The 23234-nt window shown below is 61.6% G+C and carries 19 protein-coding genes, 1 tRNA gene and 1 riboswitch; of the genes, 6 read left to right on the forward strand and 14 right to left on the reverse strand.

Annotated features, from left to right (window positions below):
- Nucleotides 1–7: 7 nt before the first annotated feature.
- Both I6E74_RS09595 and I6E74_RS09600 read right to left on the reverse strand, forming a co-directional pair.
- Complete coding sequence (locus tag I6E74_RS09595) at nt 8–1570, reverse strand: APC family permease (RefSeq protein WP_197125066.1); 1563 nt, start codon at nt 1568–1570, stop codon at nt 8–10.
- Nucleotides 1563–3830, reverse strand: a complete 2268-nt coding sequence (locus I6E74_RS09600; protein ID WP_197125068.1) for an Orn/Lys/Arg decarboxylase N-terminal domain-containing protein — start codon at nt 3828–3830, stop codon at nt 1563–1565. The genes I6E74_RS09595 and I6E74_RS09600 overlap by 8 nt, the downstream gene beginning before the upstream one ends.
- A gap of 380 nt (nt 3831–4210) precedes the next feature.
- On the opposite strand from I6E74_RS09600, the gene I6E74_RS09605 reads away from it, so the two are divergent.
- The 4 genes from I6E74_RS09605 to I6E74_RS14820 all read left to right on the forward strand — a co-directional run bounded on the left by I6E74_RS09605 (nt 4211) and on the right by I6E74_RS14820 (nt 9365).
- Nucleotides 4211–5233: a 3-oxoacyl-ACP synthase III gene (locus tag I6E74_RS09605; RefSeq protein ID WP_197125069.1), complete on the forward strand. Its 1023-nt coding sequence runs from the start codon at nt 4211–4213 to the stop codon at nt 5231–5233.
- Entirely contained in the window at nt 5227–7974 is a 2748-nt protein-coding gene (locus I6E74_RS09610; protein ID WP_197125070.1) for an alpha/beta fold hydrolase, read from the forward strand. The genes I6E74_RS09605 and I6E74_RS09610 overlap by 7 nt, the downstream gene beginning before the upstream one ends.
- On the forward strand, nt 7971–8957 hold the full coding sequence (locus I6E74_RS09615; RefSeq protein ID WP_197125071.1) for an NAD(P)-dependent oxidoreductase: 987 nt from the start codon (nt 7971–7973) through the stop codon (nt 8955–8957). Before I6E74_RS09610 ends, I6E74_RS09615 begins: the two co-directional genes overlap by 4 nt.
- 309 nt (nt 8958–9266) lie before the next feature.
- The gene (locus tag I6E74_RS14820; RefSeq protein ID WP_374221057.1) at nt 9267–9365 is read left to right on the forward strand and encodes a PT domain-containing protein; all 99 of its coding nucleotides are present in this window, start codon (nt 9267–9269) and stop codon (nt 9363–9365) included.
- A 114-nt stretch (nt 9366–9479) separates the two neighbouring features.
- Here the strand turns inward: I6E74_RS14820 and fmdA are convergent, their stop codons facing one another.
- From fmdA to I6E74_RS14395, 4 genes are all read right to left on the reverse strand, one after another.
- Nucleotides 9480–10733 (reverse strand): formamidase, encoded by a 1254-nt coding sequence (gene fmdA / locus I6E74_RS09625; protein WP_197125072.1) that lies wholly within the window; start codon nt 10731–10733, stop codon nt 9480–9482.
- A gap of 81 nt (nt 10734–10814) precedes the next feature.
- Nucleotides 10815–11435: an AmiS/UreI family transporter gene (locus I6E74_RS09630; RefSeq protein ID WP_129071232.1), complete on the reverse strand. Its 621-nt coding sequence runs from the start codon at nt 11433–11435 to the stop codon at nt 10815–10817.
- Nucleotides 11436–11462: 27 nt separating this feature from the next.
- On the reverse strand, nt 11463–11756 hold the full coding sequence (locus I6E74_RS14825) for a zinc ribbon domain-containing protein (protein ID WP_197125073.1): 294 nt from the start codon (nt 11754–11756) through the stop codon (nt 11463–11465).
- A gap of 194 nt (nt 11757–11950) precedes the next feature.
- Nucleotides 11951–12994, reverse strand: a complete 1044-nt coding sequence (locus tag I6E74_RS14395) for a LuxR C-terminal-related transcriptional regulator (protein WP_231604871.1) — start codon at nt 12992–12994, stop codon at nt 11951–11953.
- A 77-nt stretch (nt 12995–13071) separates the two neighbouring features.
- On the opposite strand from I6E74_RS14395, the gene I6E74_RS09645 reads away from it, so the two are divergent.
- Nucleotides 13072–13692, forward strand: coding sequence for a hypothetical protein (locus I6E74_RS09645; RefSeq protein WP_197125074.1), 621 nt, complete (start codon nt 13072–13074; stop codon nt 13690–13692).
- Between the two features lie 10 nt (nt 13693–13702).
- Here I6E74_RS09645 and I6E74_RS09650 read toward each other — a convergent pair whose 3' ends face one another.
- The 7 genes from I6E74_RS09650 to thiM all read right to left on the reverse strand — a co-directional run bounded on the left by I6E74_RS09650 (nt 13703) and on the right by thiM (nt 19746).
- On the reverse strand, nt 13703–13972 hold the full coding sequence (locus I6E74_RS09650; protein ID WP_197125075.1) for a hypothetical protein: 270 nt from the start codon (nt 13970–13972) through the stop codon (nt 13703–13705).
- A 265-nt stretch (nt 13973–14237) separates the two neighbouring features.
- On the reverse strand, nt 14238–15383 hold the full coding sequence (locus I6E74_RS09655; RefSeq protein ID WP_197125077.1) for an SPFH domain-containing protein: 1146 nt from the start codon (nt 15381–15383) through the stop codon (nt 14238–14240).
- 22 nt (nt 15384–15405) lie between these two features.
- The gene (locus I6E74_RS14400; protein WP_231604873.1) at nt 15406–15981 is read right to left on the reverse strand and encodes a hypothetical protein; all 576 of its coding nucleotides are present in this window, start codon (nt 15979–15981) and stop codon (nt 15406–15408) included.
- Between the two features lie 590 nt (nt 15982–16571).
- Nucleotides 16572–16645, reverse strand: a tRNA-Pro gene (locus I6E74_RS09665).
- 76 nt (nt 16646–16721) lie between these two features.
- Nucleotides 16722–18215 (reverse strand): bifunctional hydroxymethylpyrimidine kinase/phosphomethylpyrimidine kinase, encoded by a 1494-nt coding sequence (locus I6E74_RS09670; protein ID WP_197125079.1) that lies wholly within the window; start codon nt 18213–18215, stop codon nt 16722–16724.
- Nucleotides 18212–18940, reverse strand: coding sequence for a thiamine phosphate synthase (gene thiE / locus I6E74_RS09675; protein WP_197125082.1), 729 nt, complete (start codon nt 18938–18940; stop codon nt 18212–18214). The genes I6E74_RS09670 and thiE overlap by 4 nt, the downstream gene beginning before the upstream one ends.
- Nucleotides 18937–19746, reverse strand: a complete 810-nt coding sequence (gene thiM / locus I6E74_RS09680) for a hydroxyethylthiazole kinase (RefSeq protein WP_197125084.1) — start codon at nt 19744–19746, stop codon at nt 18937–18939. The genes thiE and thiM overlap by 4 nt, the downstream gene beginning before the upstream one ends.
- A riboswitch (TPP riboswitch) is annotated at nt 19738–19829 on the reverse strand. Its footprint overlaps the gene before it by 9 nt.
- A gap of 181 nt (nt 19830–20010) precedes the next feature.
- Between thiM and I6E74_RS09685 the strand changes: the two genes are divergently transcribed.
- Nucleotides 20011–21519, forward strand: coding sequence for an MDR family MFS transporter (locus tag I6E74_RS09685; protein ID WP_197125086.1), 1509 nt, complete (start codon nt 20011–20013; stop codon nt 21517–21519).
- Between the two features lie 184 nt (nt 21520–21703).
- On the opposite strand, the gene der is transcribed toward I6E74_RS09685, so the two are convergent.
- Nucleotides 21704–23224 carry a ribosome biogenesis GTPase Der gene (gene der, locus I6E74_RS09690; RefSeq protein ID WP_197125087.1) on the reverse strand — a complete coding sequence of 507 codons (1521 nt, stop codon included), beginning with the start codon at nt 23222–23224 and terminating at the stop codon, nt 21704–21706.
- Between the last annotated feature and the right edge of the window lie 10 nt (nt 23225–23234).

The following is a 23234-nucleotide window of genomic DNA, read 5'->3' on the forward strand; positions in this document are numbered from 1 at the left end:
TTCGCGATCAACTGGGGTCTGGTTTTGTATTCCCAGAAACCTCCTCTGGATGGGTATCGGAGGTGAGGTACGCCTCCGCGTTTTCCGCCCGCCAATCCGGTTTCTTGAAGCGCCAGAAGATAAAGGGCACACCAACCGTGAACAGTAGGGACGCAGCAAGCATCAGAGGAAGGTACAACCAGATTGATGTGTCGGTCGTGTTTGGTGGCAAGAGTCCAACGACGAAGGCGAATCCCAGTGACAGAAGCGCGATACCGCCAACAATCCATATTCCGATCTTCCCACCGGGGATCCGGTACGGCCGCGGAGTTTTCGGTTGACTGTAACGGAGTTTGATTGCGGCCGCGAACATCAGCACGTACATCACAATGAGCCCTTGGGTGGTGAGCGCAGTCAGAATCCAATACACGGTGTTGACCGATGGTATGAGCACGAACAGCAGTGCGAAAACGGAGGATATCCCCGCTTGAATAAGCAGAACCGCCACCGGCGAGCCGAAACTGTTGTGTTCCCGCCAGACGGGTGGCAGATTGCCCTGCGCTGCAGCGACCCCGATGGCCTTGGCCGGGCCAACGAGGTAGGTGCTGAGCTGTGCAACGACACCGATAACGAGCATGATGGCGATAGGTATGGTCAGCCAGGGAACTCCCACGGAGTCGAACATCGCCGAGGTGGCCTGAATGACCCCGGCGGCGAGGGAGAGATCTTTGGTGCTGACCGTGACCGCGATGGCGATGGTGCCGAGAACCGAAAAAACGAAGATGATCACTCCGGAGAGCAAGATCGCCTTGGGGTAGTCACGGGACGGATTTCGAGTCTCGAGCGCGTGGAAACCAGCCATTTCCATGCCAGCAAAAAGCAGCACGATGGTGGCGACAAAGGGCAGCGTACCGGCGTTCAGATCGGGAAGCATACCGGATGCGGTGAAGGGAAGAGCCGAGTGTTTTCCCTCAAGAACATAGACGAGCAGCAGCAGGATCAGAAGACCAGTAGGGAGGATAACCCCGACTGTCGCCCCGATACTGCTAATCAGACTGCTGAGTCTGTCGCCAAAAAAGTTAGCTAAGGTTACGGCCCAGAAAACGCCAAGCATGATGGCTACCATCAGCCAACGATTGTCTGCCGCCGAAGGGAACAGCGCGAACGCCAAGGTTGAGGAGATGAAAGCCAGCACCGTCGGGAACCAGACGAGGTTTTCTATCCAGTCCGACCAGATCGCGATGAACCCCGACTTTTCGCCGAAAGCTTCCCTGACCCAAGCATAGACACCTCCACCTTTGGGCCAGCCGGTCGCCAACTCGGCGCCGATGAGGGAAAGGGGCAGAAAAAACAGCAGGAGGCCGAGAACGTACCAACCAACACTGTGCCAACCAAGTTCGGCCATTGACGGCAGGTTTCGAACCGCCAGCACGGCGTTGACTTCGATCATGGCGAGCGCGAAGACACCGAGGGTAACGGCTCTGCCGGCCCGCCCTTTCGCTCGAGTAACACCCTGAGCTGCGCTGCCGGCGCTTCCTTGCTGGCGACGCCCTACGCGTGGATGCTGGGCTGCGTTCTTTAACTCAGACATGATTGTCCTCCTTCACGACCCGCGTCCAGTAGGTGTCGTCGATATGGTCGACCCCGTGAATATCGTGCTCGAATCCCGGGAATCTACGGTCGAAATCCTGCAAAGCCTTGAGATATTGAACGAACGGTTCGGAGTTTGTTCCAGAGTTTTCGCCTTGCATGAGAAGTGGAATACCAGGGGGATAAGGCACGATTCCTACCGCGAGCGTATGGGACGCCAGATCATCAATCTTTATTGTTTCGGTTTCGCCGTGGACAAGACGGTCATATGCATCTCCGGGGCTCATCACCTGTGTAGGCAGCGTATCGAAACCGTCATGCAATCTTTGCAATTGGTGATTGGTCGTCATCGCCGCGTGCATCTCTTCTGCAAGGTCTCGCAACCCCATGCCGGCGTAACGATCGGGCGCACACCGAAAGACACCGGGCAGAGCGGTCTCCAGGCTGACGTTAGCGTCTACATCTTGCTTGAACTTGATAATCGTGCTCAGGAGCGTGCCCCACTTGCCTCGCGTCACTCCAATCGAGAACAGGAAGAGCACCGAGTAATCTTGGGTTTTCTCCACAACGATCGATGCCTTCTCGTCCAAATAAGCGCTGAGCAGTGCCGCCGGGACGCCAAACGGTTCCGGCGTTCCATCCAAAGCCAGTCCGGGCGTCTCCACCGTCACCTTGATCGGGTCAAGCATCGCGTAGGCGTCCGGTAGATCGAAGCCATGCCATGAGGCCTCCGAACGCAACAGCCATGGCTCGGAGGACGTGATCAGGTGCTGCTCGTCGGCGTCCTCGAAGGAACGTTCTACGCCATCGCGGCCAACAACTGTTGGCGGTTGCCACGGTCTCGGCATCCACCCGTCGTCGCCCTCTTCCGCAGCCACCCGTGCAAGCGTTCGCCGGAAGGCGACGGCTTCGGCGATCGACTCGGTGGTCAAGGTTTGCCCGCCTGTGCCCGCCATCATCGCAGCGGCCACATCATCGGACGCGATAATCGCGTACAGCGGCGAGGTGGAAGCGTGCATCATGAATGCTTCATTGAATTGATCGTGACCGACCGGGCGCCGCCCATTGCGAATGTGCACGTACGATGCTTGGGACAGTGCGGCCAAGAGCTTATGGGTGGACTGTGTGGCAAACGTCGTCGGGGCGTCTTGCGCTCGTTCCGTGGTGTGCATCGCGAAGCGTTCCGAATAGATCGGGTTGAAGGCCGCATAGCCGTACCACGCTTCATCGAAGTGAAGCCGGTCGACGTGGGTCCCTAGCGTGGTTTCTACCGTCGGTACGTGATAAAGCAGGCCGTCATACGTGGAATTGGTGATCATAGCAATCACAGGCTTTGCGCCAGCCTCGGAGATCAAAGGCGAAGTTCTTACTTTTTCAGCAACAGCTTCCTCCGTCATCTCTGCAGGTGCAACCGGCCCGATAATTCCGAGATGATTACGCGTCGTCTTGAGATAGATGGGCACCCCGTGGGTAATCGTCGTGGCCTGCTCCATCGACTTGTGAGCGTTTCGATCCAACAGCATCACTTCGCCAGCGACGACTGCCGCTTGGTGAATAACACGATTCGACGTTGAGGTCCCGTTAGTGACAAAGAAGGTCATGTCTGCGCCGAATATTTCCGCGGCCCTCTTCTCGGCTTCGCCAATTGGCCCCGAATGATCTAAAAGCGAGCCCAGCTCAGCCACCGATACCGAGAGATCAGACCGGAAAGTTTGCTCGCCAAAGAACTCCCAGAACGCACGCCCCACCGGCGACTTCAAAAAGGCTGCGCCACCCTCGTGCCCCGGAGTGTGCCAAGAATATTCGTGGGTCTCGGAGAAGTCTACGAGTGCCTTAAACATTGGCGGCAAGATCGCTCGCCGATACTTCGACGCCGCATCCCTGATCCGCCCGGCGATCCACTCTGGAGTGTCATCGAGCAAGTAGATGAACTGGTCGATGTGTTTGAGGACTGGCGAAGGCAGGTCCTCAGCGCCCCGGGCTCCCGACACGACGAACATGGGCACACTATCGTTACGTTCGCGAAGGAGCGGAACAGCCTTGGCCGTCTCTAACGCGCCCGTGACATCAACAACAACCGCATCGAAGGACGCATCTGAGCCAAGCACCATGGCCGCGTCCTCCGCCGAGGGTGACTGACGAACCGAGATGTCCAACTGCTCGAGTTCGTTCACCAATCTCTCTAGGGCCTCCTGATAGGTGGCGCTTCTGAGCGCAGGATCCCCGATTATCAGGGCTTTGAGAGAGATTTCGTCGAGCATGTAAGACCTCCTGAAAGGACGTGCAGTGGATTTAGATCGCACCTGATCGTGACGGTCTCGGATCGAGTGACGTCCGTCTGCCCACCGCCTTCAGCGGCAAACCTCGAACCCGCATCTACGATATTTTTCAAATTCCGGAAGCCGTAGGGTCCAAAGTCCCATCGAATTGCGGGTCGCTGAGCGTTGGATTCGCTAAGCGTCTGACTTCATCACCCACCATGACTAGTTGGGCGAGCGCTACGGGTCGTAGGCAGTGAGGGGCCAACTGCAAAGTTCGTTAGCCTGCCTCCGTCGCGCCGCGTCAACCTACCTCTCGGCTAACTGCCGTAAACTGGGTCTCTTGCTTACTGAGCCAGCGTGGCTCTCTCGACGGAGGTTCCGTGGCCGGAAATGCCAATACTCGCTTTGCCAACGTTTCACTGCTGTCGGTTGCGAGTACCTTACCTAGCCGTGTAACAACATCCGGCGACCTTGAAACGCGCCTCGCGCCGGCGTTCGAGCGCCTTGCGTTGCCCAGCAGACTCCTGCAACGGGTGGCCGGCGTGCTGGAGCGTCGCAATTGGGCTGACGGCGAATCATCCGACGACGCCACCGTCTCAGCAGGCCAACGTGCCCTCGCTGAAGCGGGAGTGGATGCCTCCGAAGTCGGACTCCTTATTAACACGTCTGTGAGCCGCAAACACCTTGAGCCTTCGGTTGCCGTGCGCTTGCACCACGGGCTCGGGCTGCCCAGCTCCGCGATCAACTTCGACGTCGCCAATGCCTGCCTCGGCTTCGTCAGCGGCATGAACCTGGCCGCGAACATGATCGAATCGGGCCAGATTCGCTACGCGATCATCGTCAATGGCGAAGACGCCGACGACATCCAAACCAACACTATCGACCGCCTGCTCAAGCAAGACGGCGACCGAGAGGGCTTCATGAGCGAATTCGCTTCCCTCACCCTCGGTTCCGGAGCTGCTGCCGCGGTGCTCGGACGCACCGACGAACATCCGGCCGGTCATCCGATTCTCGGCGGCGTCACCCGCGCAGCAACCCAGTTTCACGAACTCTGCGTCGGCAGCGTCGACGGCATGTTCACCGACGCGAAAGCCCTCCTTAAAGGTGGCCTCGACCTCGTCGTCTCGGCGTGGAAAGAAGCATCCACCGAATGGGACTGGTCAAAGATGGACATGTACGTCACCCACCAGGTGTCATCCGTGCACACCAACGCCATCGTCAAAGCCGCGAAACTCGACCGCGACCGCGTGCCCACCACCTTCCCCCTTTATGGGAACGTCGGCCCCGCCTCGATCCCCATCACGCTTGATGAAGCCCAAGGCACCCTCAAAAAGGGCGACCGCGTGCTGCTCATGGGCGTCGGCTCCGGCCTCAACACCGCAATGATGGAGCTCGCATGGTAACTGCGCCCGCCGGCACCCCACCGCTCGATCTCCCGGGGCTCGACCCGCGCTTCAGCCACATCATTGCCGTTCCCGGCAGCGGGGCGGATGCTGGGCTCACCCGCGACTGGCACTACCTCGACACCGGCGCCGAACTCGCTCGCCTCGGCGTGCCCGTCATCGGCACCATCCTTGCCGTGCACGGCAACCCGACCTGGTCGTACTACTGGCGCGACCTGCTGAACCAGTCACTCGCCGCTGCCGAAGCGGGAACTTCCGCGTGGCGCATTATCGCCGTCGACCAACTTGACATGGGCTTCTCTGAGCGCACCGGCATCCACCGCCCACTCGCCCAACGGGTCAGCGATCTCTCGGCCTTCACCGACACCCTCGACCTCACCGGGCCGGTCATCTCGCTCGGCCACGACTGGGGCGGCGTCGTCTCCCTCGGCTGGGCCGTCGACCACCCGGCGCAACTCACCGGCGTCATGCTGCTCAACACCGCCGTGCATCACGAAGCCGGTAAGCCGATCCCCGCACCGTTGCGACTGGCCCGGGCACGCGGGATGCTCGCCTCCTCCACCGTGCGCACCCCCGCGTTCCTCGAAACCACGTTGGCGCTCACCACCGATCCGCTCGACGCAGCGGTGAAAGACGCCTACCGCGCGCCGTATCGCACCGCCGATCGCCGCGGAGGAATCGGCGGCTTCGTTGCCGACATCCCCGCCGACGCCAGCCACGAAAGCTTCGCTGAACTCGAACGCATCGCCGCCGGAGTCGCCGCGCTCGACCTGCCGACGCTCATGCTGTGGGGCCCACGCGACCCCATCTTTAGCGACTACTACCTCGACGACCTCATCGAGCGCCTCCCCCACGCCAACGTGCACCGCTTCGAAGGCGCCGGCCACATGCTCGCCGAAGACGCACCCTACGCCGGATCGGTGCTGACCTGGCTTGGCGACAATGCCGCCAGCATTACCGATCCTGGTTCTTCGGCGCTGTCGCCTCGCGAGGCGTTTGCCGAAGCGACCGACACCGACGCGGATGCCGCATCCTTCGTCCCGCTCTGGCACAACCTCGACGCCCGCCGGGACGACACCGCCACCGCCGTGATCGACATGTCGACGCGCGGAAGCCGCGGCCCGCAGCAGGTCAGTTGGAAGCAACTCGCGGACCGCGTCAGCGAAATCGCCGCCGGCCTTACCGCCATCGGCGTTCGCAAAGGCCAGCGAGTCTCGCTGCTGGTCCCACCCGGGCCGACCCTCACCGCTGTCGTTTACGCCTGCCTGCGCATCGGCGCGATCATCGTCGTCGCGGATGCCGGCCTCGGCGTCAAGGGACTCACCCGTGCCGTGCGCGGATCCTGGCCCGACTACGTCATCGGCGAAGCTCCCGGCCTCGCCGCCGCCCGCACCCTCGGCTGGCCCGGAGTGCGCATCTCCACCGCGCGCCTGCCCAAGGTTTCCGCCGCCGCGCTCGGAGTCTCGTTCAGCCTGCGCGACCTCATCACGCTCGGCGTCAGCACTCCCCTCCCGGCCCCGCCGCGCGCAGAAGATGACGCCGCGATTCTCTTCACCTCGGGATCGACCGGCCCCGCCAAGGGCGTCGTCTACCGCCACGGTCAGCTCTCCGCCCTGCGCGATGTGCTCGCGAAACACTTCGAGGTGACCGCCGACACCGGCCTCGTGACAGGGTTCGCGCCCTTCGCCCTGCTCGGTCCGGCGCTCGGCACGCGATCCGTGACGCCCGAGATGGATGTCTCGGCTCCCCGCACGCTCACCGCCCACGCTGTCGCCGCCGCAGTGAAGGCATCCGGCGCCAGCATGGTGTTCCTCTCCCCTGCCGCGATTCTCAACGTCGTCGCGACCGCCGGAGATCTCACGGCAGACGACCGCACCGAGCTCGAGCGAGTGCACACCTTCCTCTCCACCGGTGCACCCATCAGCGCAGAGCTACTCACCGCCGCCGGCACCGTCATGCCGAACGCGATCGCGCACTCGCCCTACGGCATGACCGAATGCCTCCTCGTGACCGACCTCACCCTCGACGGCATCCGTGCCGCCGCCGGTGACGCCAATACGGGCGTCTGCGTCGGAACGCCGATCGGCGATAACCTCGTGCGCATCAGCGCCCTCGACTCCGACGGTGTCGCCACCGGAGCACCGAGCGCAGAGCCCGGCGTCCTCGGCGAAATCATCATCTCGGCGCCGCACCTCAAGGATCACTACGACCGGTTGTGGCTGACTGATCGTGCCGCTGTCCGGGAGACCGGGATTGAGGCCGATGCCGCGACTTCGGATGCCGTCGACGCAAGCGACACGACCAACGCTGCGGCCAACCAGCCCACGCGCTGGCACCGCACCGGCGACGTCGGACACCTCGACGAACACGGACGCCTCTGGGTCGAAGGTCGCCTCCCCCACGTCATCGTCAGCTCGACGGGGCCGATCGCTCCCGTCGGCGCTGAGCAAGACGTTGAAGGCGTCGCGGCCGTTCGCCGTGCCGCTGTCGTCGGCGTTGGTCCGCACGGATTACGCCAAGCCGTCGCCGTTGTCGAAACGATTCCGACGGCCAAGCGCCCCGGGCTCGCGAGCCCCGAGCTGACCGCGGCGGTGCGCGCGAGCACCACGCTTCCTCTGGTTGCCGTGCTGGTCGTTCCGCAGCTGCCGACCGACATCCGCCACAACTCCAAGATTGACCGGTCACGGCTTTCGGACTGGGCTGAACGTCTGCTTGCTGGCGGAAAGCCGACCGCGCCATGATCGTGGTCGTCACCGGAGCATCCGGCTTCCTCGGTCGCGCCGTCGCCGCTGAGTTAGTCGCCGCTGGACACGAGGTTCGCACGCTGCAGCGCCGACCATCCGGCGTGGACGGCGTCACCGATTTTCTCGGCTCGATCAATAACCCTGAGCACGTTGCGCGCGCGGCTGACGGCGCAGAAGGCGTCATCCACCTCGCCGCAAAGGTCTCGTTGGCCGGCGACCCCGGGGCGTTCCAGACGGTTAACGTCGAGGGAACGCGCACCGTGCTCTCGGCCGCCGAGGCTGCGGGTGTCTCGCGCTTCGTCCAGGTGTCGTCACCCTCGGTCGCGCACGCCGGCTCGGCCCTCGCGGGCGTCGGTGCCGAACCGGCCTCACCCGAGAACGCCCGCGGCGACTACGCCCGCACCAAAGCCGAGGCCGAACTGCTGGCGCTCGCCCGCGACTCTGACGCCATGCGGGTCATCGCCATCCGTCCCCACCTCGTCTGGGGTCCGGGCGATACCCAACTCGTGGGTCGCATCGTCGACCGCGCGCGCAGCGGACGACTCCCCCTGCTCAATGGCGGCACCGCCCTCATCGACACGACGTACGTCGACAACGCGGCATCCGGAATCGTCGCAGCCCTGCACCACGCCGACACAGCGCACGGCAAGGCCTACGTACTCACCAATGGTGAACCGCGCCCTGTCGGCGACATCCTCGCCGCCATCTGCATCGCCGCCGGTGTTCAGCCGCCGCGCTGGAGCATCCCGTCGGCCCTCGCGCGCACCGCGGGCTCTGCCGTCGAGCGGGTCTGGGCTGTGCGCCCCGGAGCGGATGAGCCACCCATGACACGCTTTCTCGCCGAGCAGCTCTCGACCGCGCACTGGTTCGATCAGCGCGACATCCGCGAGGCCTTGGACTGGTCGCCGGCGGTCAGCATCGACGAGGGATTGCACCGGCTCGCGGCACACTACTTCGAAGTTGCCGGGCCGGTCGGCTGACGAGTTCGACTGACCAACTTGCCTAGCCGCCCAGCAGCTCGGTTCGCGACACACACACACACACACACACACACACACACACATCATCCGACGCCGCAGGCGGGGTACGCTCAGGGAACGAGCCACTCGGCTCACAGGAGGATAACGTCATGGCCGATAAATCACCCAAGAAATCCAGCGGCAAGACTGTAGCGAGCAAGTCTCTCAAAGAGAAGCGCGCCGATAAGAAAGATAAGGCCGCCAGCAAGCGCAAGGACTAGAGCTTCGATTACTGGCGCGGGGAATTCTTAGACCATTGCTCAGGCAATCATTCCCCGTGCCTATCGAGGTCATCAACCGACTTCACAGCCGACTGCACAGCCGACTGCACAGCCGACTGCACAGCTTTCATCGCGCACGATCGTGTAGCAAAGCCGGTAGCGAATCGAAGAACGAAAAAGCGGCACGTCAGCCGGCATAGCTGGCGACGCACCGCTTTCTCTTCAAGCTGCCGATCGCCCCGAAAGGCGTCAGCTCACTCGACTAACTGTTTGCCGTGCGCGGGGCCCCGATTCCGGGATTGATTTGGTGCAGACCGCCCTTTGACGGAGTGACATCAAAGTCAAACATCGCGGTGGGCAGGTACACGGTGGCGCAGGAGTTGGGGATATCCACAACACCAGACAGTCGACCTTCGATGGGCGCGGATCCCAGAAGGAGGTACGCCTGCTCGGGGCTGTACCCGAACTTCGTCAGGTAGTCGATCGCGTGCAAGCACGCGCGCTGGTACGAGAGATCGGAGTCGAGGTACTTCTGCTCACCATCCAACGTCACTGAGGTGCCGCTGAATGCGAGCCATTCGCTGTACTGCGGGCCTTCGATTCCCGGTTGGAAGATGGCGTTCTCCGACACCCCATATTTCTCCATACCGCCCTTGATGATGTCGACCTTGAGCTCGACGAATCCGCCCATCTCGATGCCACCGCAGAACGTGATTTCGCCGTCGCCCTGGCTGAAATGCAGGTCACCGAAGGAGAGATTCGCCCCCTTGACGTAGACGGGATAGAAAACACGTGTGCCCTTGGTGAAGTTCTTGATGTCCTGGTTTCCACCATTCTCACGGGGCGGTGCCGTGCGAGCACCTTCGTTGCTCACCCGATCGAACTCCGCTCCGGTGAGTGAACCGAGGATAGCCGAACGCGGTTCCGGGGGAAGCGCGAGCGGTGGTACCCGGTGCGGATCAGTTGCGATGAGTGCAGCCTCGCGAGAGTTCCACGTCGACAGCAGCTTGCTGGAGGGCGCGACCCCCATCAGACCGGGGTGGGTGATGCCGCGGTAGCGCACTTCCGGCACGTGGCGAGAAGTAGCGTAGCCGCCTTCGAAATCCCAAATGGCCTTGTAGGCGTCGGGGAACTGGTCGACGAGGAAGCTTCCGCCGTTGTTCTTCGTGAAGACGCCGGTGTAGCCCCAGCCCTGGCCGGCAAGTGGGCCAGACTCATTCGGAATCGAGCCGATATCGAGAATGTCGACGATCAGCAGGTCTCCGGGTTCCGCGCCTTCGATAGCGAACGGTCCGCTCAATACGTGGACGCTCTCTAGCGGTGCATTGGCGATGTCATCGGCTGAGTCATCATTGACGATTGCCCCGTCGAACCATTCACGGCAGTCAGCTCGAAAGATCTGTCCGGGTTTCACCGTGACGGCTGCGGGGATGTCCCCATGCCATCGGTTGTGGCCAACCAGTTTCTGGTCGGTAAAGGATTTTTCAGAATCTAAGGGAAACAGATTCTCAGACATTTTTTTCCTTTCAAAGATGAAGCAGATACTTGTGAGTCTCGTGAAAACGGCACTCGCCTCGGAATGACCGGCGGTGAATGCTTAGGCGTTCGAGTGGGCCACCTCCTCTGTTGGGGCTGGTTGCCGGCTTCGCATGATGGCCATCGCGACGATGAAAACAACAGCGAGAACTACGGCGACGATCGCGCCGTTGAGTGTCTGCCAGATTCCCGTGAGCAGAAGGAAGGCAGGAATCGCGCCGGTGATCCACCCCTGCACGGCGGCAACCGCACCGGTGATCCAGGTGAGCGACGTCATCCCCTTGCCAAGCACCAGATAGAAAAGGAACCACAAGACGGCCCATTCGAGCCAAATGACAAAGAACGCGTAGTCCCCGAACCAGACCAGATTCGCGACGGCGTAAGCGACGGCCATGATTGCGACGAAGAGAGAAAAATAGCCGAGCCCTGTCGGGTCGTGGCCCCAGGTGTTCCCCATCGCGACGTAGAGGTAGGTGAAGCCGAACAGGTAAAGACCACTCGCGGAGAAAATTACCGCAGCGTCACCCCCGGCGGTGAAGATCAGGTAGGTGGGGGTGAGAACCTGCAGGAACCCGACGAACCAGTTGATGGGTGTAGCCCCGGTGCCTTTCACGATGCCCATCAGCGCGAGCCCATTGAGGAATAGAACTGCACCTACATATAGCAAACCGACAGCACTCATCTGGATCTCGCTTCCTGTATTTTTTCTCTAGGCGCGCGGTAATTTCTGCGCTCGAGGATCGTAGGTAACCCGTTGGGGCCTACGAGAACCCGATGGTGGCGCGCCGACAACTCGCGGCGCATCCGCCGTCGCGTTGGTCGCGTCAAGAAGCCGTCTTGCTCCGGAATCCCCCAGATTGAGGAGAGGCGAGCTGAAAACACGGGGCGCGTCGCCGGAACAAGCTGGGCACGAGGCCACCTGAGGAATGTCACTCATAGAGGCACGTTTGTCGAAATGCCCGTGTTCGGCGCAAGAATATTCGTAGGCTGGAATAGCACTCACCCCTCTTACGGGTAGACAACTTTGTATATATCGAGACGCTAGCAAGCATTCGTCAGGTAAGCAATGGATGCTGGACCACTCGGTGCTGGGGAGGTCCCGACGAGAGCACTCACCGTGTCGCGCGCACCATCCGCGCGCAGCAGAACGGGTTAGCCGCGCGATCAGCGTGGCGGCAGTGCATCGAACTGCGATCTTTAGCGCAGAGCACCGTTACTGGCGGCGCTCAGCTCGCGCAACCGCAGCACTACAGCAGCACGACTCGTCACCTCAAGCACCCGGAAGATTCCCTCCAGATGCTTCTTTACCGTCGACTCTGACATCCCGAGTTCTCGCGCAAGCTCGTTGTTCGAACCACCCGTGCGCGCAAGCGCAATCACGACGTCAGCTTGGCGGCGCGTGAGACCAGCTGCCAGAAGCGCAGCCGCATCTGCCGCGACATCCTGTTGTCGCCGCAGGAACAGCACCGTGGGACCAAGCCTCACCGGATGCACGATGCAGTGCCATCGCTGCGTGCCGATCATCACGTCATGTTGAGCTTCTTCGCCCGGTGTCGAGTCGGCAGCGGCGACGATCGCTGCGAGCTCGTCCGGAACTCGATCCCCTACGTTCAGCACGTGCGATGACGACGCTTCCACCGCCCCATCCGACCGCACCGACACCACCGCCCAGGCGTAACGATCCATCTCTGCATTCACGAGCAGGGCGCGCTCGGCATCGAGTGCTGCCCGATGGTGCATGGCAAGGTGTCCGCTGAGGGCGTTCATGACGGCCACGTCGCGATCGCTGAACTCCCCCATCCGCTCGCTGCGATTGAGGGCATAGCCGACCACGACATCCGGCGGTGATGGCAGCTCAACGACGAGCTGAAAACGCACGTCGAACGGCTCATAAAAATGACGGTACAGCTCGGTGTTCGTGAAGTCCGCGGCGCCCTCAACGTCGCTGAAGCGAATGGCACCAAGCCCGGGCTCAGAAGTCGCTGCAGCAATCAGCGGATGCTGGTGAAAGTACTTGTCGTACTCGGGCTTCAGCCGAGTAGCGAGCTCGATCCCAGCGGCGGGCACAATCACGTAGCGAAAGTCGCGCGCCGCCAGCACCATGTCATTGAAAGATGCGCTGTCGCAGTCGATCACTTCGCGCACCGCTTCGAGCACATCCGCGAAATCGAGGGGCGGATGCGCGGTGAGCCGCCCGGCGACCCGAAGGACCGCTTGTGCGTCAGCATCGCTCAGTCCCATGCTCCAACACATTACCCGCGTGCGTACGCCTAAAGACGTATTGCGGATACTGGCTGCCGGTCGGCACGCTTAATCCCATGACTATGCCGCGCACGCCTTTCGCCCTCACTCCCCTCTCTGCAGTGCGAAGGGTTCAGGTTGCTGCCATGGTCCTCGCCATCACGGCGACACTCGCGGCCTGCTCGACGTCGACCGACGACGAGTCGATCGACACAGGCACAACGGATGACTCAAGCACCGCTGAGGAGACCGCGGAAGACGAAGCGGCATCGGAGGAGCCTGCCGCGGGCGGATTCACGTCCGACGATGTCGGAAACGCCACCGTGACCGTTAACGGGGTCGAGTTCCAGGACTTCACCGGCGACTGCGAGATCAGCCGTCTAGCAGGGAAGGAGGATGTCGGAGACCTCAGCATCCCCGGCATCTTTACGATCGTCGGGATCGACAACGTGAAGGCGCACGAAGATGAGGCGATGAACTTCGTTGCGGTCAATGAATCTCAGTTTCGATTCAACGACCTCGTCGGAGCAGCAGGCGTAGAAACCCCGGCGCAAGGCGAGATCGCTTCGCTCACAGAACTCGGCCCTCGAACCGCAGACGGAAGCCGCGACCTCGTCGAAGTGCGCTTCGCCGGCACGTTTGAAGATGGCACCCCCATCGAGGTGGACATCGTCTGCGAGCTGCAGAACAAGTTCTAGTGCGTGGGTTTTAACGCGTTAGAACTCGACTTACCGCCGTTCGCAGAGCATCAAGGTCACCAGTAGCCGCCTGCACTTCGTAGAGGCAATCCAATACTGTCTCAGTGGTAATCGGTACCGCGATGGCGTACCAGAGTGCGTTCACTGACCGGGCTCGGGCAAACGCGTTCGCGTACCCGTGAGCGCTCTCGTCGCCCGCCTCTGCATCCTGAAGATCCCAAGCCGACTCGTCCAGTTCTTGCACTAGTTCCCACAGTTGGTCGCGAACTCGATCACTCACGCGCCCAGCCTTCAGAGCGGAGCGCGCTACGACGAGGCGAGGATCCCCTATCTCCACCTGCTCGAGCGCCCAGGCCGCGACTGCGCTCGATATAGCACCTAGCTGCGAGGCCTCAAGCTGGGATATCTCTTCCACAAGATCCGGCGCCACAGTGTCCAGTCGCACAAAGCTCACTTCAGTGATCTTTGTGGAGCGACTTCGCGGTGTAAGAGGCATTCAGAAGATTTGGTCAACTAGACTCCTCTGCTTTCCATCGCGAGAGACATTAGAGTCCCATAACCTGCTTCTTCTTCGCATCGAACTCGTCTTGGGTCAATATTCCAGCGTCGACGAGGTCCTTGAGCTTCTTGACCGTCTCAATTTGCTGATCAAGCGTCATGCTTTCGGCCGGAGCAACCGGCGCAACACTTTGGGCTACAGGAGCCGCCGTCAAAGGGCTTATGGCCTGAGCCAAGTTCATGCCGAAGAGCATCCCGCCTCCCTCTCCGAGGCCGTTATCCTGAACGCCTTGAGCCACCTTCTGCTGAGCGGCAACATTCGACGCTTGCTGCGAGATACCTTCGAACGCGGAGAGGTTCATTTTGTTCGAAGAGTACTGTTTGACCAGCTCCCGCGACTCGGGAGAGAGCGCAATGCTCTCAATCCCAACCTGGACCACATCGAGCCCATATCTTGTGATCCAGGAGCCAAGTGTGGAACTGTCATCAGCGATCAGCTCTGCTACGGCGCCAGCCTGCGAGGGCAATTCAGAAATACGGTGGGTCGCCGACAGCGAATTGACCGCAACGATAAACGCCTGCATAAATTCCGAGGAAATCTGCTGTCTAGCTTCCGCGCTGTCGAACGCGTAATATCGCACATTCGCCGGCAGGAAGTTTCGGACGAAGGCAACCGCATCGACGATCTGAAGTGAGAAAGTCCCAAACGCCAGCAGCTCAAGATCGGCCCCGTAGAAACGGTCGTGGTACACCATCGGCCCGCGCGTGCCGAACTTGAGTCCTCGGATTTCGCGCAGGTTTACAAAAGCAATGTATTTTTGCTCGGATGTTTGCCCGCCATAGCCAAATCGATCAATCGTCTGGTTCACGATTGACGCAGTAAAACCATCGCCGTTGAAGATGCTCGGTTGTCCGTTGAGATACTCGTATCCGCCAGATTGCGTTACGACATCCTCGATCCCAGCTTGACTGAAGATTACGGCAGCAGTGTTCTCGGGGACAAAAATTTTTGACCCGTTAGAGATGACATCTACTGAACCTCTAAAATTCGAGCCTCGCCCGGCATTGGACTGTTGATAGATCCCGGGAGCGACCACGGTGTATTCGTTGAAGTGCCCCGCGGTGACGATATCTTTCCACTGATCCGCGAGGGTTCCGCCGATTGCGCCGCTGAAAGCCTGAATAATTCCCAATGGTTATCCCTTTTTTCGATGTCTACAACTGCTGAGCTGAACCGCAGTACTCACAAGCAACTCGCTGCCCTTGAACCCCCGCGACTGGCGCACCGCATGAGCTGCACTTGACCGCCAATTTGACTGGAGTGCCTGACTTCACACCAAGTCTCGACTTGAACACACCAAGTGTGTCCTTCATCACGCCCGCAACAAGCTCAGCGCCAGGGAGCGCCATGCCCGAAACTGGTTCGTCCGATGGTGCTTCGCCCGTAACCGCCTCATTAATCTTCGCTATCCAAGCGTTGATTTTCTTTTTCCCGCCAGATTGGAAGGCGAACTTCTCGTGTCCGTTGAGAAAGTAGACCTCGAGCAGGTTGGTGCCGTTAGTAGCCTTGCCAATCATCGCTTGTGCACGTTGATTATGGACCTTTATCTGGTTCACCGGAAAGCTAAGGATGCCCTTGGAGTTCCCGAACATCCCCTTCTTGACCAGTACTAGATTCAAATTAGTAAGAATCAACTCGTGTGTGTACGCCGACATGAAGCCGCCGTGCATGACGCTCTCCTCTTTGATCAGCACCACTTCGTTCGGCTGTAAGTCATATCGATTCGCCATCAAATCTCCGCTTTCCCAGTGCCGCGCGGTTTACTTCCGCGCCGCCAACTCCCCAATCTTAGTCCTGCTCATTATCGAGATCACACCCATAGAGCACCCCCTTAACTGGGCCCACTGCGCAGCAACGGCATGAACCGTCAGCGTTCCGACGGATGAGCGTAGCGCGGCTTTTGCAACATGAAACGGTTCCTCAATGCACCCCTGTTCCAGCGACGTCTATGCCTACGAAGGTGCGCTGCATCGCAAACATCGCGTGTCGCGAGTTCGCGGCATCCGTAAGTCGGAGAGGGGTTCACTCCAATTCTTGCGTAGTGTTCGCGCCGACGCCTTGTGCAGGAATCTCGTCGGAGAACGCGACCCGAACGAGTCCGTGATCAAGCCCCGAACTATCCGCTCGGTCATGCCGGAACCCACGTCATCCTGCTCATTCAAGAACTCGACGTGACCGTCATCAACGCCGCGACCGGAGAGGTCCTGCGGGAGCTCACGATAGATCTCAACCGCGATTATCAGCCCACCGGGGCAAAAAAATAACCCGAACTTACAAAGCGTGAGTTCGGGTTATTCCGATGTCTTACAACATCACATTGTCGGGCTGACAGGATTTGAACCTGCGACCCCCTGACCCCCAGTCAGGTGCGCTACCAAGCTGCGCTACAGCCCGCGACAACTCCACTATCCTAACGCGGAATTTGAGAGCTCGTGTTCACATTGGGGTCAAATGCGGCACTAACGCAAAATCAGTTCGAGCTAACCCCGTGCGCGGCAGCGAAGAACTCGCGTTCGTGCTCCGTGGAGGCCACGAAAGCCACCAGCATCGCATCCCGAACCGGCGGGGTGGCATCTGCGGCGAGCGCCGTCACTATCGTGATGGCCTGCTCGGTGGCATCCGTGAAGGCGTCATCGGCGTAGGTGGTCAGCCAGTCGGCGTAGGGGTGCTCGGCGTGCGCGAGCGGGTGCAGGCGCGAACCGACGTCGTGGTACACCCAGAAGCACGGCAACAGGGCGGCAGCGAGCACCGCATAGTGACCGCGGGCAGCCGTTGCGAGCAGGTGGTTGAGGTACCCGGTGGTGGTCGCACTGGGCGAGGCGGCGAACACTTCGCCCTCGGGGGACCACGACTCGTGCAACTGCAGTTCCGTCACGATGCAGCCTTCAGCGCTTGATGCCCAGAAGGCTTGTTCCGCAGCGGTGGGTGCCAGCCGGGCGGCTTCGGCGAGCGCCCGCGCATAATCGCGCAGATAGAGCGCATCCTGAGCTAGGTACCAGACGAAGTCGCCCCGCTCGAGGGAACCATCCCCCAGCGCCCGCACAAAGTCACCGTTGTCGATCTGAGCGCGGATGCCCGCAATCTCGCCCCACCAGTGCTCCCGCACCTCTGCCGCCGTTGGTGCCGTCTCTACGCCCCCACGCGCCCACAGCCCCGCAAAGTGGTTGATGGGCCCGTGCCCGCTCCCCACTTGCAGCGCTGCACCGGCACGGATGCTCTCGCTCAACCACCGCTTCGACTCCCCCGCCGCGGCAGCCCAATCCCCAGTCGCCGCAATGCGCGTCGCGAGCGCACTCGACAGCGAACAGCCCGTTCCGTGCGTGTTCGTGGTCTCTAGGCGGATGCCGGCGAACTCAGTCACGATCGGTGCGTTCCCGAAACGAGCATCCACGAGCGCGTCCGGAGCCTCGGCCCCACTCAAGTGGCCGCCCTTGGCTAATACGCGCACCCCGTAGGAGGCAGAGACTCGCCCCGCCTGCGCCAGCACCTCGTCCCAGGTCTCGGCGGCAGGCTCCCCCGCAATAATCGCGAGCTCGGGGATGTTCGGTGTCACCAGATCGCTGATCCGCACCAATTCCCGCAGTGCCAGCTCGGCTTCGGTATCCAGCAGGCGATCTCCACTGGTCGCAACCATCACCGGGTCAAGCACAACGAGCGGCGGCTTGACCCGCGCCAGCCATTCCTGCACGACAGCAACGACCTCCGGAGTGCCGAGCATCCCAATCTTCACCGAGTCGATCGTGACGTCGTCGCTGACGGCATCCAACTGTTCCTTCAGAAACGAGGCCGGCGGCACATGCACGCCGCTCACGCCCTGCGTGTTCTGGGCGGTCAGCGCCGTGATCGCCGCCATGCCGTAGCCGCCATTGGCTGCAATCGACTTGAGGTCAGCCTGGATGCCGGCCCCACCCGAAGGATCGCTGCCGGCGATGCTCAGTACCCGCGGTACCCGCACTTTGCTCACGCGTCTTCCCCCTCGTCTTCAGCCCTATCCATGCCGGCCCACGCTGCGGCGAGCGCCCGTGCCGCTTCTCGCGGGTCGGCAGCGCCACAGATAGCGGACACCACCGCAGCACCGTCAGCGCCAGCGGCCCGCAACAACGGAAGATCCTCAAGCCCAATACCGCCGATAGCCACAGTCGGCAGTTTGCTGACTGCGACGAGCTCGGCCATGCGGGCATGCCCCAGAGCATCCGGAGCATCCTTCTTGGTCGTCGTGGGGTTCAGCGCGCCGATACCGACGTAGTCGACCCCGGCAGAGCGCACCCCCGCCGCAAACAGCTGATCCTCGGTAGAAGCGCTCAACCCGACAATGGCATCCGGCCCGACAAGTGCGCGAACGGATGACACGGGCAAGTCGTTCTGCCCCACATGTACTCCGGCGACTTTGGCACCCATTTCGCGGGCCGCTAGGTACACGTCGACACGGTCATTGACGAGCACGGGCACTTTCCGTGCCACTGCGGTCGACACCCGCAAGACGATGTCGAGAAATTCATGGGCGGGAGTGTCCTTCTCCCGAATCTGAACGACGGTCACTCCCCCGGCGACGGCCTCATAGACAAGATCGACCAAGTCATGGCCGGCAGCGCGGGCCTGGGCCGAGTCCGTCACGAGATAGGTCGAGAGGTCGAAGCTCTCGCGAAAACCGTTGCCTACCGCTCTCTCGTTCTCGCGCACGCCGCTCACGCGATCACCGCCCGTTCTGCAATGTCGTCTACTGATACTTCACTCAGGGCATCCAACAGCGCTACCGCGAAACTCCCCGGCAGTGCCGAACGTTCCGCCGCGAGATCGGCCGCTACCGTGTACACGCTCGTCGCCGCTACTGCCGCGGTCAACGCATCCGGAGTCACCGCCGCAAACGCCGCCATGATCGCTCCGAGTGCACAGCCACCACCGGTGACCTTGGTCAGCACCGGATGCCCGTTCGTCAGTCGCACAACGCTCACGCCATCGGTCACGAGGTCAGTCGCTCCCGATACCGCGACAGCGCCGCCGGTCACCCGCGCGAGCATCTGCGCGGCGGTGAGTGCGGCATCCACACTGCTCGTGCTGTCGACACCACGGCCGCCTTCACCGAGCTCGGCGAGCGCCAGAATCTCTGAGGCGTTGCCCCGCACGATGGAGGGCCCGAGGTCACGCAGGCGATACGCGAGCGGTGTGCGCACTGGCAGAGCCCCGATAGCGACCGGGTCGAGCACCCACGGCGTTCCGGCAGCGTTGGCGGCCGTCGCAGCTTCAAGGGCTGCAGCGCGCTGCTCCTCGCGACAGGTCCCCAGGTTGATCAGCACTCCGGATGCCACCCCAGCGAACATGCCCGCTTCCTCTGGGATATCCACCATGGCCGGTGCCGCGCCCACGGCGAGCAGAGCGTTGGCGGTGAAGCCCACCACCACGCTATTGGTGATGCACTGCACGAGCGGCGACGTCGATCTCACCGCCTCGAGCGCGTCTTGAGTGGCGGTCAAAAAGTTTGGTGGCGTACGCGACATGCACGACATCCCTTCGCTAGTTCTAACTAGATCAGGTTCGACGGGTGTGTTCTCAGCCCCGCAGGGCACCCCGTGTCACAAGTTGTGCCTCCACGATAGCGGCTTGGCACGGTGTCGTGTTCGCCTCAGGCGAAAGGCAATGTGGACTATTTCAGTGCCGGATGTCGTTGCACCAAGCGACAATAAAGATGACGCAAGATCTGTGCACCCTTTTCAATCCCGGCTGCTGCTTCGTCCTACCGCTTCACACACGACAGGATTTCTATGACCAGCACGGCGCCGATCACCGGCAGCATCCCTCTTTATGACCCCTACGATGACGGGCCAGCCAGCCCGGTCGACAACAGCGGCCGCAACCGTTTGGTCATCGGCCTGATGCTCGCTGCCACCTTCGTGGTGTTCCTCAACGAAACCTCGCTCGTCGTGGCAATCCCCCGCATCATGGAAGACCTCAACATCGAACCGAGCACCGCTCAGCGGTTGTCGACGTCGTTCATGCTCACGATGGCCGTGGTGATTCCGATTACCGGATTCCTCATCCAACGCTTCACGACGCGTGGCATCTTCATCACCGCAATGTCTCTCTTCACCATCGGAACTCTGCTGGGGGCTATGGCGCCCACCTTTGCCGTGCTGATTGTGGGACGGGTGATTCAAGCCTCCGGTACCGCCATGATGCTCCCCCTGCTGATGACAACCGTGATGACTCTGGTTCCTGCCGCAACTCGTGGCAAGACCATGGGCAACGTTTCCATCGTCATGTCGATGGCCCCTGCCGTCGGACCAACCGTTGCTGGCCTCGTCTTGGCCGTCTTCGACTGGCGCTGGGTCTTCATCGTCATGATCCCCATCTCTGTCACCGCTCTCCTGCTCGGCATCACGAAGGTAAAGAACGTCACCGACCCCCGCAAGGTATCGATTGACATGCTGTCGGTCATCCTCTCGGCCATCGCCTTCTCCGGCCTGATCTACGGGCTCTCCAGCCTCGGAGAATCAGCCGCCGGAGACTCTGTTCTCATCGCCCCAGCCATCCCCATCAGCGCCGGCGCCATCAGCCTCGTGCTGTTCATCATCCGCCAACTAAAACTGCAGAAAACAGACAGCGCCCTTCTCGACCTCCGCACTTTCGCCGCCCCCGGCTTTGCCGTCGCAATCGGCCTCATGATGGTCATGATGGCTGCCCTGTTTGGCACCATCATCCTGCTGCCCATGTTCACGCAAAACGTTCTCGGACTCGAACCCATCCAGAGCGGACTGCTCGTACTGCCCGGCAGCCTCGTCATGGGGTTCTTGAGCCCCTTCGTTGGCCGCCTCTACGACAAGGTCGGCCCGCGCCCCCTCATGATTCCGGGCTCGATACTGGTGAGCGCATCGTTGTGGAGCTTCACGCTGCTCTCCGAAACCAGCTCACCGCTCATGGTCGTCGCCATCCACGTTCCCATGAGCATCGGACTCGCGTTCATGTTCACGCCGCTCTTCACCTCGGCGCTGGGCACGCTCAAGCCGCACCTCTACTCGCACGGCAGCGCCACCATCAGCACCGTGCAGCAACTTGCGGGCGCTGCAGGCACAGCACTGTTCATCGCACTCCTCACGGTGCAGTCGGTCGCCCTTGCCGCTGAAGGCGCGCCAGAGGCGACAGCGCTTGCTGGAGGTGTGCGCCTCGCGTTCATGGCCGGCGGCATTATCTCGCTCTTCGCGATTGTCGCCACGTTCTTCGTGAAGCGTCCCGAATCAGAAATGACTCCGAGCGACGCTCCCGTCGCTCACTAACCGCACGGTGTGAGCGGACCGCCAACAGGCATCCGCTCACTCCCGGGCGTCATACTCCCGGACGTCACACCCCCGCAGCACACCCGGCCGCACTTCCCGACGGTTAACGCACAAACGGCGAGCCACTCTCGAAAGAGAGCGGCTCGCCGTTTGGCGTTAAGCCGAAGCCTGTGACCTCAAGAACCTACTTGCGCTTGCGCTTCTCACGCACACGCATGTTGACCTGGATAGGGCTGCCATCGAAGCCGAAGATCTCGCGCAGTCGACGCGTAATGAATCGACGGTACTGCGGGTCCAGGAACCCGGTCGTGAAGAGCACGAACGTTGGCGGGCGGCTCGATGCCTGCGTACCAAAGAGGATGCGCGGCTGCTTGCCACCACGAAGCGGGTGAGGGTGCTCCTGCGTAAGTTCGGCCAGAAGCGCGTTGAACTTACCGGTCGGAATGCGGGTATCCCACGACGCCAACGCCAGCTCGAGAGCCGGAACCAGCTTCTCCATGTGACGACCGGTCTTAGCCGAGATGTTCACGCGAGGAGCCCAAGCGACGTGCGCGAGGTCCTTGTCGATCTCACGCTCGAGCAGATCGCGACGTTCGTCGTCGAGAAGGTCCCACTTGTTGAAGGCCAGAACGAGCGCACGGCCCGATTCGAGCACGAGGTCAACGATCTTGAGGTCTTGAACGCTGAGCGGCTGGCTGACATCGAAGATGACGACGGCAACTTCAGCTTTTTCCAGTGCAGCGCTGGTGCGCAGCGTTGCATAGAAGTCAGCGCCCTGCGCCAAAGCAACACGACGGCGGATGCCGGCGGTGTCAACGAAGCGCCAGAACTTGCCGCCGAGCTCAATCTGCTCGTCAACCGGGTCGCGAGTCGTGCCGGCGAGGTCGTTGACAACAACGCGCTCTTCGCCAGCGGTCTTGTTGAGCAAGCTCGACTTGCCGACGTTCGGGCGACCGAGGATAGCAACGCGGCGCGGGCCACCCACTTCTTCCTTGGCCACAGTCGAAATCTCCGGCAGCACCGTGAGCACGTGGTCGAGCAGGTCCGCAACACCACGGCCGTGAACGGCGGATGACGGCCACGGCTGACCGAGGCCGAGGCTCCAGAGCGCTGCGGCATCCGATTCCTGGTGGATGTCGTCAACCTTGTTGGCGACCAAAATTACGGGCTTCTTGGTGGCGCGAAGCATGCGCACGACGTGCTCGTCGGTGGAGGTGGGACCAACCGTGGCATCCACCACAAAGAGCACAGCGTCGGCGAGGTCGATTGCAATCTCAGCCTGAGCAGCGACAGAGGCGTCGATGCCCTTAGCGTCGGGCTCCCAGCCGCCGGTGTCGACGATGGTGAAGTGACGGTTGTTCCACTCGGCCTTGTAGTTGACGCGGTCGCGGGTAACACCGGGGGTGTCCTCCACAACAGCTTCACGACGACCGATGATGCGGTTCACGAGTGCTGACTTGCCAACGTTCGGGCGACCAACGATCGCGAGAACCGGCAGGGCAGGCAGGTAGTAGATAGCATCCGGGTCATCGGATGCGGAGTCGAGAACCGCGAGGTCGTCGTCTTCGAGGTCGTAGTCGCTCAGGCCGGCGCGGAGCGCAGACGTGCGCTGAGCAGCCTCTTCTTCGTTCATTCCCGAAAGACGCTCAACCAGATCTGGGTTCAGTTCGGGAAAGTCGTCTTCGGCGGGCGAATGATCGGCCATGGGTAGTCCT

It is taken from the genome of Salinibacterium sp. SWN139 (assembly GCF_015864625.1).
Taxonomy (GTDB): Bacteria; Actinomycetota; Actinomycetes; order Actinomycetales; family Microbacteriaceae; genus Rhodoglobus.